The sequence below is a fragment of the Stenotrophomonas sp. TWI1183 genome (assembly GCF_039673115.1).
Classification (GTDB): Bacteria; Pseudomonadota; Gammaproteobacteria; order Xanthomonadales; family Xanthomonadaceae; genus Stenotrophomonas; species Stenotrophomonas maltophilia_AA.
The window spans coordinates 21158-34301 of record NZ_JBDJKZ010000010.1 but is presented as its reverse complement, the minus strand read 5'-3'; the positions used below and the strand labels follow the sequence as shown (position 1 = coordinate 34301).

General features: G+C 67.7%; 10 protein-coding genes. 6 read left to right on the top strand and 4 right to left on the bottom strand.

What is annotated here, in order from left to right:
- Nucleotides 1-30: 30 nt before the first annotated feature.
- Both ABE434_RS11090 and ABE434_RS11085 read right to left on the bottom strand, forming a co-directional pair.
- Nucleotides 31-807, bottom strand: coding sequence for an AMP nucleosidase (locus ABE434_RS11090; protein ID WP_088432404.1), 777 nt, complete (start codon nucleotides 805-807; stop codon nucleotides 31-33).
- A gap of 109 nt (nucleotides 808-916) precedes the next feature.
- Nucleotides 917-4513, bottom strand: coding sequence for an autotransporter domain-containing protein (locus ABE434_RS11085; protein ID WP_346478871.1), 3597 nt, complete (start codon nucleotides 4511-4513; stop codon nucleotides 917-919).
- A 250-nt stretch (nucleotides 4514-4763) separates the two neighbouring features.
- Here ABE434_RS11085 and ABE434_RS11080 point away from each other — a divergent pair, with 250 nt between their 5' ends.
- The 5 genes from ABE434_RS11080 (at nucleotide 4764) to ABE434_RS11060 (ending at nucleotide 9638) form a co-directional block, all read left to right on the top strand.
- Nucleotides 4764-6170, top strand: coding sequence for an amidohydrolase (locus tag ABE434_RS11080; RefSeq protein ID WP_346478870.1), 1407 nt, complete (start codon nucleotides 4764-4766; stop codon nucleotides 6168-6170).
- Nucleotides 6167-7447, top strand: a complete 1281-nt coding sequence (locus tag ABE434_RS11075; protein WP_346478869.1) for an amidohydrolase family protein — start codon at nucleotides 6167-6169, stop codon at nucleotides 7445-7447. The genes ABE434_RS11080 and ABE434_RS11075 overlap by 4 nt, the downstream gene beginning before the upstream one ends.
- A gap of 76 nt (nucleotides 7448-7523) precedes the next feature.
- Nucleotides 7524-8153: a DsbA family protein gene (locus ABE434_RS11070; protein WP_346478868.1), complete on the top strand. Its 630-nt coding sequence runs from the start codon at nucleotides 7524-7526 to the stop codon at nucleotides 8151-8153.
- Nucleotides 8154-8242: 89 nt separating this feature from the next.
- Nucleotides 8243-9187: a DegV family protein gene (locus tag ABE434_RS11065; RefSeq protein WP_346478867.1), complete on the top strand. Its 945-nt coding sequence runs from the start codon at nucleotides 8243-8245 to the stop codon at nucleotides 9185-9187.
- A gap of 112 nt (nucleotides 9188-9299) precedes the next feature.
- A complete protein-coding gene (locus ABE434_RS11060) occupies nucleotides 9300-9638 on the top strand; it encodes a hypothetical protein (protein ID WP_179460084.1) in 339 nt (112 codons plus the stop codon).
- Nucleotides 9639-9701: 63 nt separating this feature from the next.
- Here ABE434_RS11060 and ABE434_RS11055 read toward each other — a convergent pair whose 3' ends face one another.
- Together ABE434_RS11055 and ABE434_RS11050 are read right to left on the bottom strand one after the other, a co-directional pair.
- Nucleotides 9702-11123 (bottom strand): diguanylate cyclase, encoded by a 1422-nt coding sequence (locus ABE434_RS11055; RefSeq protein WP_346478866.1) that lies wholly within the window; start codon nucleotides 11121-11123, stop codon nucleotides 9702-9704.
- A 114-nt stretch (nucleotides 11124-11237) separates the two neighbouring features.
- The gene (locus ABE434_RS11050) at nucleotides 11238-12143 is read right to left on the bottom strand and encodes a LysR family transcriptional regulator (RefSeq protein ID WP_346478865.1); all 906 of its coding nucleotides are present in this window, start codon (nucleotides 12141-12143) and stop codon (nucleotides 11238-11240) included.
- A 121-nt stretch (nucleotides 12144-12264) separates the two neighbouring features.
- Here ABE434_RS11050 and ABE434_RS11045 point away from each other — a divergent pair, with 121 nt between their 5' ends.
- The gene (locus ABE434_RS11045; protein ID WP_346478864.1) at nucleotides 12265-13134 is read left to right on the top strand and encodes a pirin family protein; all 870 of its coding nucleotides are present in this window, start codon (nucleotides 12265-12267) and stop codon (nucleotides 13132-13134) included.
- Nucleotides 13135-13144: the final 10 nt, after the last annotated feature.

Sequence of the window (13144 nt, the reverse complement as noted above, 5' to 3'; positions counted from 1 at the left end):
GCCCCAAGACGTCCATCCGTTCCATTGCCGTTACTCGTCAAAACGCAGGTGGCGGACCGACTTGCCGTTGCGCCGTATCAGCTTAAGCGCCTCGATACCAATCTGGATATGGTTCTCGACGAACTGGGAGCTGACCTTGGCATCGGAGACCTCGGTCTTCACGCCGTCGGGAATCATCGGCTGGTCGGACACCAACAGCAAGGCCCCGATCGGGATATGGTTCGCGAAACCGGCCGCGAACAGGGTCGCCGTCTCCATGTCGATGGCCATGCAGCGCATCACCCGCAGCTTTTCCTTGAAGGCCTCGTCGTGCTCCCAGACCCGGCGGTTGGTGGTGTAGACGGTGCCGGTCCAGTAGTCGTGGCCGAGATCGCGGACCATGGTCGAGACCGCCCGCTGCAGGGCAAAGGCCGGCAGGGCCGGGACTTCCGGCGGCAGGTAGTCGCTGGAGGTGCCCTCGCCGCGGATCGCGGCGATCGGCAGGATCAGGTCGCCCAGCTGGTTCTTGCGCTTGAGCCCCCCGCACTTGCCCAGGAACAGCACCGCCTTGGGCATCACCGCCGACAGCAGGTCCATGATGATCGCCGCGTTCGGGCTGCCCATGCCGAAGTTGATCAGGGTGATGTCATCGCTGGTGACGCTGGCCATCGGCCGGTCCGCGCCCTGGATGGGCGCCCCGGTGAGCTGGGAAAACGTATGCAGGTAGCCACCGAAATTGGTCAGCAGGATGTGCTGGCCGAACTGCTCCAGGGGCACGCCGGTGTAACGCGGCAGCCAGTTTTCTACGATGTCCTGTTTGGTTTTCATGGGGGATTGCCTGCGGTCGTGCTGAGGCTGCAATTTTGAGCGAGATCGACGAATACGCAAGAAAAAGGCGGCCAGTGGCCGCCTTTTTCGGTTTACCGGTACCGCTGGATCAGAACTGCACGGACCAGCGCGCGGTGACGCTGCGGTCGCGGGCGTCATCACCGAAGGTGCCGTTGTAGCCCAGCTCCAGCTGGTTGCGCGGGCTCAACCAGGCCGACAGGCCGAGCTCGGCGACCACGGCGTTGTCGGCGATCGCCGCGCCGCTGACCGCGAAGCTGCTGCCACCGGTCCACGCCAGCTCGGCGACCTGGCTGCGGTCGCCCGAGGCACGGCGGTAGCCGACGCCACCGCGGACATGCAGCCAGCTTTCCTGCTGCCACGAGGTCTTCAGGCCCTTGTCGAACCGAACGCCGGCGGTCGCCACGTTGGTGCGGGTGTCGGCGACCTGGCCGTTCAGTGCAGCAGCGCCGCCCTGTTCGGTGATCCCGTCCACGTCCACTTCAACGCGCGCGAACTGCAGGTACGGCTCCAGGCCACCTTCGCGACCACCGAAGCGGTACGCGCCTTCGATGAAGCCCTGGCGGGTGGTGGCGTCGTACTTGGCCGACAGCGCGTCCTGGTAGCCGGCAAACGTCAGCTGACGCTTGCTGTCCACGTCATGACGGGAATAACCCAGACCGGCGCGCAGACCGAACGCCCCCCACTGGTTGCCCACGTAGGCACCGAAGTGGGTGTTGTCGATCTCCGAACGGGCGCCGCGACCGGCCGCCTGCTTGATGTCGGTCCGGCCGGTACCGACCAGCCCGCCGACCTGCCAACCGCCACCGAACACATGATCGGCACCGACCAGCAGACCATTGCTGTTGGAATCGGTGCGCGCGGCATTGGCATCGCCGTCGAGCTTGCCGCTGCCACCGATCGCCTGCACCCACGCGCCGCCACCGGCCGCCTCATCCGCGGCCCCCGGCGAACGCACGCCCACGGCACGGCTCAGCGCCGCATCACGCAGGTAACGGCTGCTTTCCACCAGCGCCATCGGCGTGGCGGCATGGATCTCACCACTCAGCGCATCCAGCGCCGCACCGACCTGGGCCGGGAACAGCTGGGTCAGCGGCCTGGGCAGGCCCTGGTTGATGGCCAGGCCATCGGCGCTGGTGGCCACGGCGATCTGGTTCGGCGTGACCGCGGCGCTGGCCAGCGCGTTGCCGCGGGCGACGTCGATGCGCACGCCATTGGCGCTGTAGCCCAGGCTGAACGTCAGGAACGGCGAGAAGGCCGAGAAGTCGGTGGTGGCGAACTGCCCGTTGACGCCACCGGCAGCCTGCAGGAAGTTGAACTGCTCACCAAGGTAGTACACGCCGGCTTCCGGCAGTGCCTTCAGGGTGCCATCCAGCGTGGCCGTACCGGTGACGCGCAGCAGATCGCTGCGGCTGCCCGGGGCCAGCTCGGCCTGGTAGATGCCGCTGGCGGTCTGCACGTAATCGCCGTTGATGGTCAACGTGCCGATCGAGTTGCCCGGCGCGATGATGCCCTCGACGCGGGTGCTGCCCAGCGTGCCCACGCCCTTCAGCGTGCCCTTGGCGCCGACCACGGTCGAGCCGCCCTGCTGCACGCCGTTGAACGACACCGTGCCGGCGGTGACGAACAGGTCAGACCCGTCCAGCAGTGCACCGGCATTGACGCCGGTGGTGCCGGCCGAGGTCAGCGTGCTGTCGACCAGCCGGCCATTGAGCACGAAGCTGCCGCCGCTGCCGACGGTCGTGTCAGCATCCTGCTGCAGACCGTTGAAGGTGACCGACCCGCCGGTCACGTTGAGTGCCGACGCTTCGAGCACGCCGGTGGTGGAGATCAGGCTGCTGCCACCCAGGCTGTTGAGCGTGGTGGACACCAGGCGGCCGTTGAGCAGGAACTGACCGCCCTGCACATCGACCGAGGCGGTCAGCGCGTTGGCGCCGTCCAGTTCGAGCACGCCGTCGCGCACGATGGCGCCGTTGAAGCTGTTGTCACCGCTCAGACGCAGCCAGCCGATACCGGACTTGGTCAGCTTGCCCGGGCCGCCGATGTCATTGGTCCAGTCGTCCCACGCATCGCCTTCCCAGACCTTCAAGCCGCCGGCCTTCTCGTTCATGACCACGTCGGTGTCGACGCGCAGCAGGCCGTAGCCTTCGATGGCCTTGCGCAGGTCGAGCAGGCCCCAGCCGTAGATCTCATCGATGCCCGGCGCACCGAGATCACGCGCCGTGGTCAGCATGACGTCGCGCACCTGGGCGTTGGTCAGGTACGGGAAGCGCTCGAACAGCAGGCCGAGCGCGCCGGTCACATGCGGCGCCGCCATCGAGGTACCACTGTTCAGGCCGTAGGCGTACGTCGGGACCCGGGAAATGACGTCCAGCAACAGGTTGCCGTCCGCATCAACGAGCAGCTCGGCGTTGATCTGGGAATCATCACCGTAGACGGTGGAGGCGATATTGGTGCCCGGCGCGGCGAGGCACCAGTTGGCACTCAGCCCACACTTGTTGGAGCGGTTGCTGAGCAAGGAATTCTGGTCGACGTTGACCACGCTCACCCAGTACTGCTCGATATCGGCAAACGCGCGCGGCAGCGTGGCGTACAGACCGGCAATCGGGCTGGCCTGGGGACTGGCGTTCGGGCCGCTGTTGCCCGCCGCCCACACCTGGATCATGCCGTTGGCGCGCGAGCCGTCCGCGAAGGTACTCAGGTACTCCAGGGTTTCCTCATCACCGTAGTACAGGTCGATCAGTGCGGCGCCCGGCTCGGTGGCCAGGCCCCAACTGTGGTTGACGGCGCGGACACCCTGGGCGTTCATCTGGTCATACATGTCGGCGAAGGCCGTCGAATCCGGTCCGACGCCCGCCAGCGAGACCACGGAATAGCCGGTGGCCCCCCGCTGCCACTCGCTGGCCGAGTTGAAGAACAGCTTGGCCGCGGTCAGGTCCGCACCGAACGCAACGCCATGCATGCCATTGCCATCGCGGTTGGCGACCATGGTCCCGCCCACGTGCGTGCCGTGGGTGCCATAGGAAATGCCGGGCTGTACGTACGGACCATTGCGGATGATCTCGCGGATGTTCTCGGGAACGTTGTCGTTGAACCCGACGTAGGTGATCTGGACCTCGTCGCCGTCGCTGGCAAAGCAGGCGCCTGCGCCGTCGATGGCCGTGGTGTTCGTGCATCGGGTGCCATCCGGCAGCAGATCGGCGATGCGGATGCTCCGGTGATCCTTGCCGGCAAATTCAGGGTGGTCCAGCCCGGTACCGGAATCGAACACGCCGAGGCGGATTCCCTGGCCGGTCAGGCCGCGCGCATAGGCGTAGTCGGCATTGATCGCCGCAAGACCCCAGTCACCTGCGAATTCATCACTGCGCCAGCTCTCCAGATCGCCCGGCTCCCCCAGGATCGGACCATCAGGACCGGCGCTGACACGCGGGCTGGTGAGGGAAACGGTCTGGCCAAAGGAGGCGGTCGGCGCGGCGAATGCCGTCGCCAGCGAGACGCTCTGCAGATCACGGCCGAATGCGGCGGACTGCTCGGCGCGCTGCTGCTGGTAGCGCTGGAGGGCATCGCTGGTGGGGCTGGCCAAGGCCGGGACGGCAATGGCGGCGAGCAGGGTGCCGGTGATGGCGGAAGCCAACAGGGTTGGCGACAGGCGGCGGGCGGCCGCGCGGGACGTCGATTTCTGGTTCATGTACTCAGAACTTCCTTGATCGGGTTCGAAATTCGGCAAGGGGCGAGCTGACATAACGCATTTCGATCAGCTATCGGTAGCGCCAACTAGCCCGCACTCAGCCTATCGCAAAATTCATGGAAAGTTCACAATTGTTTCGCATAAGGATGCTAGGTCCCATTTGATAAAAATAGGTAAAAGGTCACTTGGCAACCCGCCCCTCTCCCGACTAGCGTCGAGGAATTGTGTCCATGCCGCATCGGGGAGAACCATGCAGAAGTTGTTGAGCGTCGGCGTTGGCCTGGCGTTGATGTCGATCGTGTCCGGGCCGGCGCCTGCGGCCTCCCGTTTCGTCCAGGATCCGTATCCCAGCACGTACGCGCCGATCCGCTCGGCCCCGGTGCTGATCCGCAATGCCACGGTGCTCACCGGCACCGGCGTGCGCATGGACAACGCCGATGTCCTGCTGCAGGACGGCCGCATCGCGGCCGTGGGCACCGGCCTGAGTGCGCCGGCCGATGCGGTCCGCGTCGACGGCCAGGGCAAGTGGGTCACCCCCGGCATCATCGACGTGCACTCGCACCTGGGCGTGTATCCCAGCCCGGGCGTGAGCGCGCACAGCGACGGCAACGAGATGACCGCGCCGGTCACCGCCAACGTCTGGGCCGAACACTCGGTGTGGCCGCAGGACCCGGGCTTCGCTGCGGCACTGGCCGGTGGCGTGACGTCGATGCAGGTGCTGCCCGGCTCGGCCAACCTGGTCGGCGGGCGCGGCGTGACGTTGAAGAACGTGCCCGCCACCACCTACCAGGCGATGAAGTTCCCCGGCGCGCCGTGGGGCCTGAAGATGGCCTGCGGCGAGAATCCCAAGCGCGTCTACGGCGGCAAGGGCACCGCGCCGGGCACGCGCATGGGCAACGTCGCCGGCTACCGCGCGGCCTTCATCGATGCCAGCGAGTACATCGCCAAGAACACCCCGAAGCAGCCGAAAAAAAAGCGCTGGTTCAGTGGCAACGACAAGGGCGACAGCGCCGGCGACAGTGGCGGCAAGCGCGATCTGAAGCTGGATACGCTGGCCGGCGCGATCCAGGGCGACATCCGCGTGCACATCCACTGCTACCGCGCCGATGAAATGGCCACGATGCTGGATCTGTCCAGGGAATTCGGCTTCAAGATCGCCGCCTTCCACCACGCAGTGGAGGCCTACAAGCTGGCCGACCGGCTCGCCGAGGAAGGCGTGTGCGGGGCGCTGTGGGCGGACTGGTGGGGCTTCAAGATGGAGGCTTTCGATGGCATCCAGGAGAACATCGCCCTGGTCGATCGCCCGGCCAACAGCTGCGCGATCGTGCACTCGGATTCGCCCGAAGGCATCCAGCGCTTGAACCAGGAAGCGGCCAAGGTGATCGCCAACGCCCGCCGCGCCGGGATCGAGATCGCCCCGGAGCGGGCCATGATGTGGCTCACCTCCAACGCGGCGCGCTCGCTGGGCGTGGAGAAGCAGACCGGCAGCCTGGAGGCGGGCAAGATGGGTGACGTGGTGGTCTGGAACGGCAGCCCCTTCAGTTCGTACGCGCTGGCCGAAAAGGTCTATGTCGACGGCCACCAGGTCTATGACCGCCAGGACGTGAGGCGGCAGCCGCTGTCGGACTTCATGCTCGGCCAGGAGGCACGCCCATGAGCCGCCGCGTCGCGATGCGCCTGCTTCCGCAGGCCCTGCTGTTGATCGCCGGTGCCTGCGTGGCACCGGCGTTGTTCGCGCAGGATCTGCTGATCCGAAATGCCACCGTGCACACCGCCGCCGCACGCGGCAGCCTGGAACACAGCGATGTGCTGATCCAGGGCGGCGTGATCCGCGCGGTCGGCCCGGGCCTGTCGACGCCAGCCGGTGTGGCCGTGGTCGACGCCGCGGGCAAGCCGCTGACCCCGGCGCTGTTCGGCGGCATCACCGACATCGGCATCGAAGAAGTCTCCGGGGAATCGGCCACGGTGGACAGCACGCTCAAGCTGGAAGACCAGCCGCTGCGCCCGGAGTTCGACGTCACCCTGGCCTTCAATCCGGACTCGGTGCTGATCCCGGTCGCGCGGCTGGATGGCATCGGTTTCACCCTGCTCGGGGCCAACACGGGCGGCGGTTTCATCGCCGGCCAAGGGGGCGTGATGCGGCTGGACGGCAGCGCCGATCCGGTCGGCCCGCAGGCGTTGTTCATCCGTCTCGGCGCGTCCGGCGCGGAGCTCACCGGCACTTCGCGCGCCGCGCAGTGGATGCTGCTGGAACAGATGGTCAGCGAGGCGCGCGGGCGCGTCCCGGCCGACTCGCCGCATGCCCTGCTGACGCCCGCCGGACGCGCCACGCTGGCGCGCTATCTGGCCGGCCAGGGCCGGATCGTGGTGCAGGTCGACCGCGCCGCCGACATCCGCCAGCTGCTGCGCTGGGCCGCGCGTGAGAAGGTCAGGATTGCCATCGCCGGCGGTGCCGAAGCCTGGCGCCTGGCCCCGCAGCTGGCCCAGGCCGGCGTGCCGGTGTTCGTCGATGGGCTGGGCAACCTGCCGAGCAGCTTCGACCAGCTTGGCGCGACCCTGCAGAACGCCGCGCGGCTGAAGGCGGCCGGCGTCCCGGTCAGCTTCGCCCAGCGCGACGATGCCTCGCACAACGCGCGCAAGATGCGCCAGCTGGCCGGCAATGCGGTGGCCAACGGGCTGCCCTGGGACGATGGCCTGGCTGGCCTGACCCGGGTCCCGGCCCAGGCGCTGGGCGTCGGCGACCGTCTCGGCACCATCGAGCCGGGCAAGCTGGCCGACCTGGTGCTGTGGGAGGGGGATCCGCTGGATGTCGGTCACTACGCCGAGCAGGTCTGGCTGGGCGGCCGCGCGATGCCGATGCGTTCGCGCCAGACCGACCTGCGCGACCGCTACCAGGCGCCAGCCTCCGCCGAACCGCGCGCATACTCGCGCTGAGCCCCTGCACAGGGCCGCTGCCTGCGGCGGCCCTGCGTTCGGCGACCCTGTCGCCCTGCCCCGTGAGCATCCGACCATGGCCCTGCGCTGGTATTTCGATTTCGTCTCACCGTTCGCCTATCTGCACTGGCAGCAGCTCAAGGCCTTGCCGCAGTTCAAGAGCATCGTGCCGGTGCCGATCGCCTTCGGCGCGGTGCTGCATCACCTGGGCAACCTCGGCCCGGCCGAGATTCCGGCCAAGCGGCTTTTCACCTATCGGCAGGCGTTGTGGCAGGCGCGCAGTGCCGGGGTGACGCTGCGTTTTCCGCCGGGCCATCCGTTCAACCCGCTGGCGGTCCTGCGCCTGTGCCTGGCCGCCGGGGCCACCCACGAGACGGTCGACCTCCTGTTCAACTGGATCTGGCGCGACGGTCATGCCGGCGACAGCGCCGCGGCGCTCGCCCTGCCCGGCGCGATGCTGGACATCGCCGATGTCGCCGCGGCGATCAGCGCCCCCGCAGTCAAGGAGGACCTGCGGCGCAACACCGACGCCGCATTGGCCGCCGGGGTATTCGGCGTCCCGACGCTGGCGATCGGGAGCGAGCTGTTCTGGGGCAATGACGCCCATCCGCTGATGCAGGCGGTGCTGGCCGATCCCAGCCTGCTCGAGCAGGGCGAATGGGCCCGGATCGTGGACCTGCCGGTGGCCGTCGAGCGCAGCCGCTGAGGTCGTTCCGCCTCCCCGGTCAGGCAAAGCATCTCGTTTTGAGATAGCGTTCACGTTTCCGAACCTACAACCTGCCGGAGGGGCACAGGATGCGCATCGGAATCGTGGTCGACTCTGCGTGCGATCTGCCGCAGGATTTCATTGAACAACACAACATCGTGCTGCTGCCGATCACCGTCCGCATTGGCGAGGCCGTGCTGGCCGACCATCGCGACGAACAGGCCACACTGAGTTTCCTGCATGCCCACGTCGCCGAGCATGGCGCCGAGGCCGAGACCATTCCCTTCAGCGTCAACCAGATCCGGGACCTGTTCCTGGGCAAGCTGGTGATCGATTACGACCATGTGTTCTGCATGACGATCACCAAGACCCGCAGCCCGATCCACGACAACGCGATGCAGGCCAGCTTCGCGATCCTCAACGACTACAAGCCGGTGCGACAGGCGGCAGGCTTCAACTCGCCGTTCGCGCTGCGCGTGCTCGATACCCAGAACCTGTTCGCCGCCCAGGGCGTGACCGCGGTCGAAGCGGTCCGGCTGCGCGACAGCGGCGCGAGCGTGCAGCAGATCCGTGAGCGGCTGGAACTGCTGGCGCACAACGTGCACGGTTACATGATCACCCGCGATCTGTACTACATGCGCGCCCGTGCACGGCACAAGGGCGACCGCAGCGTCGGCCTGATCAGCGCCGCGCTGGGCAGTGCGCTGGACATCAAGCCGGTGCTGCATGGCTACCGTGGCGAGACCGGGCCGGTCGCCAAGATCAAGGGCTTCGACAACGCCGTGCAGAAGCTGTTCGATTTCGTCGGGCAGCGGGTCAAGGCCGGCCTGATGACGCCGACGGTGTGCATCAGTTACGGCGGTGAGCTGGCCGACCTGCAGGCCCTGCCCGGTTATAGCGCGCTGCGCGAGACGTGCCAGGCGCATGGCGTGGATGTATTCGAGGCGGTGATGAGCCTCACCGGCATGGTCAACGTGGGCAAGGGCGCGGTGACGATCGGGTTTGCCGACGGCCCCCACACCTTCAGCGGCTGACCACACTGGTCAGCATCGCGGCGGCCATGCCACGATCCCGGCACGGCCGCCGGTTCTGCACGCGGATTGCACCGCGTCTCTGCCAGCCTTGCCGCACTCAATGGAGGTAACCATGCCCGTAAGTTATGACATCAGCCTGCCGGACCCGGCCAAGGCACGCGGCAACGACCCGGACCTGTCCTTCCACGCCCAGGGCGCGGCGGGACTGGCCGAAGAACTTCAGAACGCCCTGCGCACCACGGTCCTGTTCGACCGCTGGCGCGCCAAGCAGGACGATCCCGACGCAGTCGATCCGCAGTGGGGCGCGACCGATCCGGCCGCCACCGTCACCGGTGCGCAGGACGATCTGCGGATCAACCTCGTCGCCACCACCAGCATCGACAGCGACGTGTTCAAGCAGCGCCTGCGCATGCTGGCCGGCAGTCACTGGGAACTGCGCAACGTCCGCTGAGTGAGGTTGCCCGCGCTGGCGGCGGCCACAGTGGCTGCCGCCAGCGAAGGGCGCGAGTGTCACTCAGCCCGGTTCGCCGCTCGCTTCCACCCGATTGCGCCCACCCCGCTTGGCGGCGTACAACGCCGCATCTGCCGCTGCAAGCAACGCCTCAGGGTCGGCGTCCAGCACCAGGCTCACGGTCCCGACGCCGATGCTGATCGTCACCGGCCGTCCCGACTCGGCGGACGGCAACTGCAGCTGTTCCACCGCATGGCGCATGCGCTCGGCCAGGGCCGGCGCGCCGTCCAGTGGCGACGACGCCACCACCACCGCGAACTCCTCACCGCCATACCGGGCGACCAGATCGGTGCTGCGCACCGCGCAGCCGGCCAGCGTCGCGGCGACCAGGCGCAGGCACTGGTCGCCGGCCGGGTGACCGTAGCGGTCATTGAAGTCCTTGAAGCAGTCGATATCCACCATCAGCAATGCGATGCCCTGACCGCTGCGTCGCGCCCGCTCCCACGCATCACGCAGGCTCTGGTCGAACTGCCGGCGGTTGGCCAGGCCGGTGAGGCTGTCGATCCGCGACAGCGCATCGAGCTGGTCCTGGCGCGCGAACGAATGCATCTGCATCAGCACGCTGCGCAGGCCCGAGCCCAGCGTGGCCAGCACGAACCCCGCCACGGCCAGGTACGGATGGTCGCGGACCATCAGGGCCGACACCACCATCAGCGACACCGCCAGGATCAGCGGGCTGCCGGCACGCACGGCCATCACCAGTGTGCGCGGTACGCGCACGTCGCCGCGTCGCGAAGGTCGCAACGCCATCACCGCCAGCAACAGGAACGGTACGTCGATCAGCAGATCGACCTGCCCGCCGTAGCTGCCTTCGGTGTCGACATGGTTGATGTACGCGGCCACGCCCAGGTACACCCAGGCGAACACGCACAGCGTGCGGAAGAACACGCGCCGGGACGCGTCCTCGCTGGCCCGCCAGCGCAGCAGCGCGAAGCCGGCGATGAAGATGTTCTCCACGTCGAACATCAGCCGCAGGTGCTCGATGCCCTCCTCGCCCGCATCGTTGAGCGTGGCGAAGGAGAACGTGTAGACGAAAAACAGGTAACCGAGCAGCAGCGCGAGCAGCGCATCGATCAGGCTGAGATACCACGGCTCGTGCCGCGGATGGGCCATCGCGAAGGTGAGCGGCACGCCATACAGCACGTACAGCAGCATGCTCAGCCCCGGCGTCGCATCGGCGTTGCCGCGGCCGACCTCCTGGTACATGTTCAACGCCATGCCCGCGGCCCAGAGCCCCATGCCCAGCGCCATCGCGTACCAGCCGACGATCGACGCGCTGCGGCGGCCCCGCAACACACAGGCCAGCGCGGCCAGCACGGGTGCCCCGATCAGGAACGCATAGGACACCGGCAGCGCATGCGCGGGCAGCAGCACCAGCGCGATGCCGTGGCACAGCAGGTACAGCACCGACAGCCAGACCACCATGCGGCTTCCATCCCGATGCGGCGTTGCGACCAACATACAAGGTTGCCCGGCACCTGGGGATCAATTCATCCCGCGTTGACGGGGCGGGTGCGGCAAGGCGGCGGGTCGCGCCGGTTACTCTTCCTCGAGCTGCTGGAAGCGTTCCGCCAGGAAATCGATCAGCGCGCGCACCGAAGGCAGCAGTCCGCGCCGCGAGGGGAACACCGCGTGGATGATTTCCCGCCGTGGCGCCCACGCGGGCAGCACATGCATCAGCGTGCCCGCGGCGATCTGGTCGCACACCATCATCCTTGGTAGCTGCACCACGCCCACACCCGCCACCGCGGCTGCGCGCAGGGTCAGCATGCCGCGGGTGACCAAGCGCGGCCGATGATGGATGTCCGCGCGCGTGCCGTCCGGGCCGAACAGATTCCAGACGTGCTCGCTCTGCGGCAGGCCCAGCTCCATGCTCGGCAACGCGGCGAGATCGGCCGGCACCTGTGGCAGGCCCAGCCGCTCAATCAACGCCGGGCTCGCGACCAGGCACTGGCTGCGCTCGGCCAGCACCCGCATCACCAGCTCGGTGTCCTGCAGCGGCGGCGGCCGCACCCGAATCGCGATATCGATGCCTTCGGCAATCAGATCGACCCGGCGGTTGGTGGCGTCCAGTTGTATCTCCACCCCCGGGCACTGCGCCAGGAAGGCCGCAATCATCTCGCCGACGCGCGTGTCCAGCAGCGCGACCGGGCATGCCACGCGGACGATGCCGCGCGGCTCGCTGCGGGTGAGTTCGATCGCTTCCTGCGCGGCCTCGGCTTCGACCAGCATCGCCTTGCAGTGCGCATGGAAGGTCTGGCCGACCTCGGTGACCGAGAAATGCCGCGTCGAGCGTTGGATCAACCGCACCCCCAGCCGCTCTTCGAGCAACGCCACCCGGCGGCTGAGCTTGGACTTGGGCATGCCCAGTGCCCGTCCCGCCGGTGCGAAACCGCCGTGATCGACCACCTGGGCGAAATAGTAGAGGTCATTGAGATCCTGCACGGCCGCCTCCAGCGTTCACCAAATAGGACTATGAGGATAGATTCTGCCGACTACCGGCGCCAGCGTCCTGAATCCATCATCTCCTCCATCAGACAGGGGCGTGGCCCCGGAGGAGTTCGACATGAAGAAGATTCTCGGCATCTACAGCGCCCCGAAGGCGCATTGGGTGGGCGACGGCTTCCCGGCCCGGACCCTGTTCTCCTATTCCAGCCACGGCCAGCAGGTCAGCCCGTTCCTGCTGCTGGACTACGCCGGTCCGATGGCGTTCACCCCGGCCGCGCAGCCCCGCGGCGTTGGCCAGCATCCGCACCGTGGCTTCGAGACCGTCACCATCGTCTATGAGGGCGAGGTCGAGCATCGCGACTCCACCGGCGCCGGCGGCACCATCGGCCCCGGCGACGTGCAGTGGATGACCGCTGCCTCCGGCATCCTGCATGAAGAGTTCCATTCCCACGCCTTCACCCGCACCGGCGGCACGCTGGAGATGGTGCAGCTCTGGGTGAATCTGCCGGCCAAGGACAAGATGGCCGCGCCCGGCTACCAGACCCTGCTGGATGCGCAGATTCCATCGGTGGCCTTGCCGGACCAGGCGGGCCGCGTGCGCGTGATCGCCGGTGAGTTCGACGGCCAGCATGGCCCGGCGCGCACCTTCACGCCGATGGATGTGTGGGACCTGCGCCTGCTCCAGGGGCACAGCGCCCGGCTGCCGGTACCGGAGGGACGCCACGTCGCCCTCGTCGTGCTGCGCGGCAGCGTGCAGGTCAATGGCAGCCAGGCCGTGCACGAGGCGCAGCTGGTGATGCTCGATCGCGAGGGCAGTGTGCTCCAGATCGAGGCCAACAACGATGCCACGGTGCTGGTGCTCAGCGGCGAACCGATCGATGAGCCCATCGTGGGCTACGGGCCCTTTGTGATGAACAGCCAGGACGAAATCAGCCAGGCCTTCGCCGATTTCAAGAGTGGCCGCTTCGGCCAGATCGCCCAGGCGTGATGTCCCCGTG

Bases quoted from the DNA above. Each gene is read 5' to 3' on its own strand.
- ABE434_RS11080 (WP_346478870.1), top strand. From the start codon at position 4,764: ATGCAGAAGTTGTTGAGCGTCGGCGTTGGCCTGGCGTTGATGTCGATC.
- ABE434_RS11065 (WP_346478867.1), top strand. From the start codon at position 8,243: ATGCGCATCGGAATCGTGGTCGACTCTGCGTGCGATCTGCCGCAGGAT.
- ABE434_RS11075 (WP_346478869.1), top strand. From the start codon at position 6,167: ATGAGCCGCCGCGTCGCGATGCGCCTGCTTCCGCAGGCCCTGCTGTTG.
- ABE434_RS11055 (WP_346478866.1), bottom strand. From the start codon at position 11,123: ATGGTGGTCTGGCTGTCGGTGCTGTACCTGCTGTGCCACGGCATCGCG.
- ABE434_RS11090 (WP_088432404.1), bottom strand. From the start codon at position 807: ATGAAAACCAAACAGGACATCGTAGAAAACTGGCTGCCGCGTTACACC.
- ABE434_RS11060 (WP_179460084.1), top strand. From the start codon at position 9,300: ATGCCCGTAAGTTATGACATCAGCCTGCCGGACCCGGCCAAGGCACGC.
- ABE434_RS11070 (WP_346478868.1), top strand. From the start codon at position 7,524: ATGGCCCTGCGCTGGTATTTCGATTTCGTCTCACCGTTCGCCTATCTG.
- ABE434_RS11085 (WP_346478871.1), bottom strand. From the start codon at position 4,513: ATGAACCAGAAATCGACGTCCCGCGCGGCCGCCCGCCGCCTGTCGCCA.
- ABE434_RS11045 (WP_346478864.1), top strand. From the start codon at position 12,265: ATGAAGAAGATTCTCGGCATCTACAGCGCCCCGAAGGCGCATTGGGTG.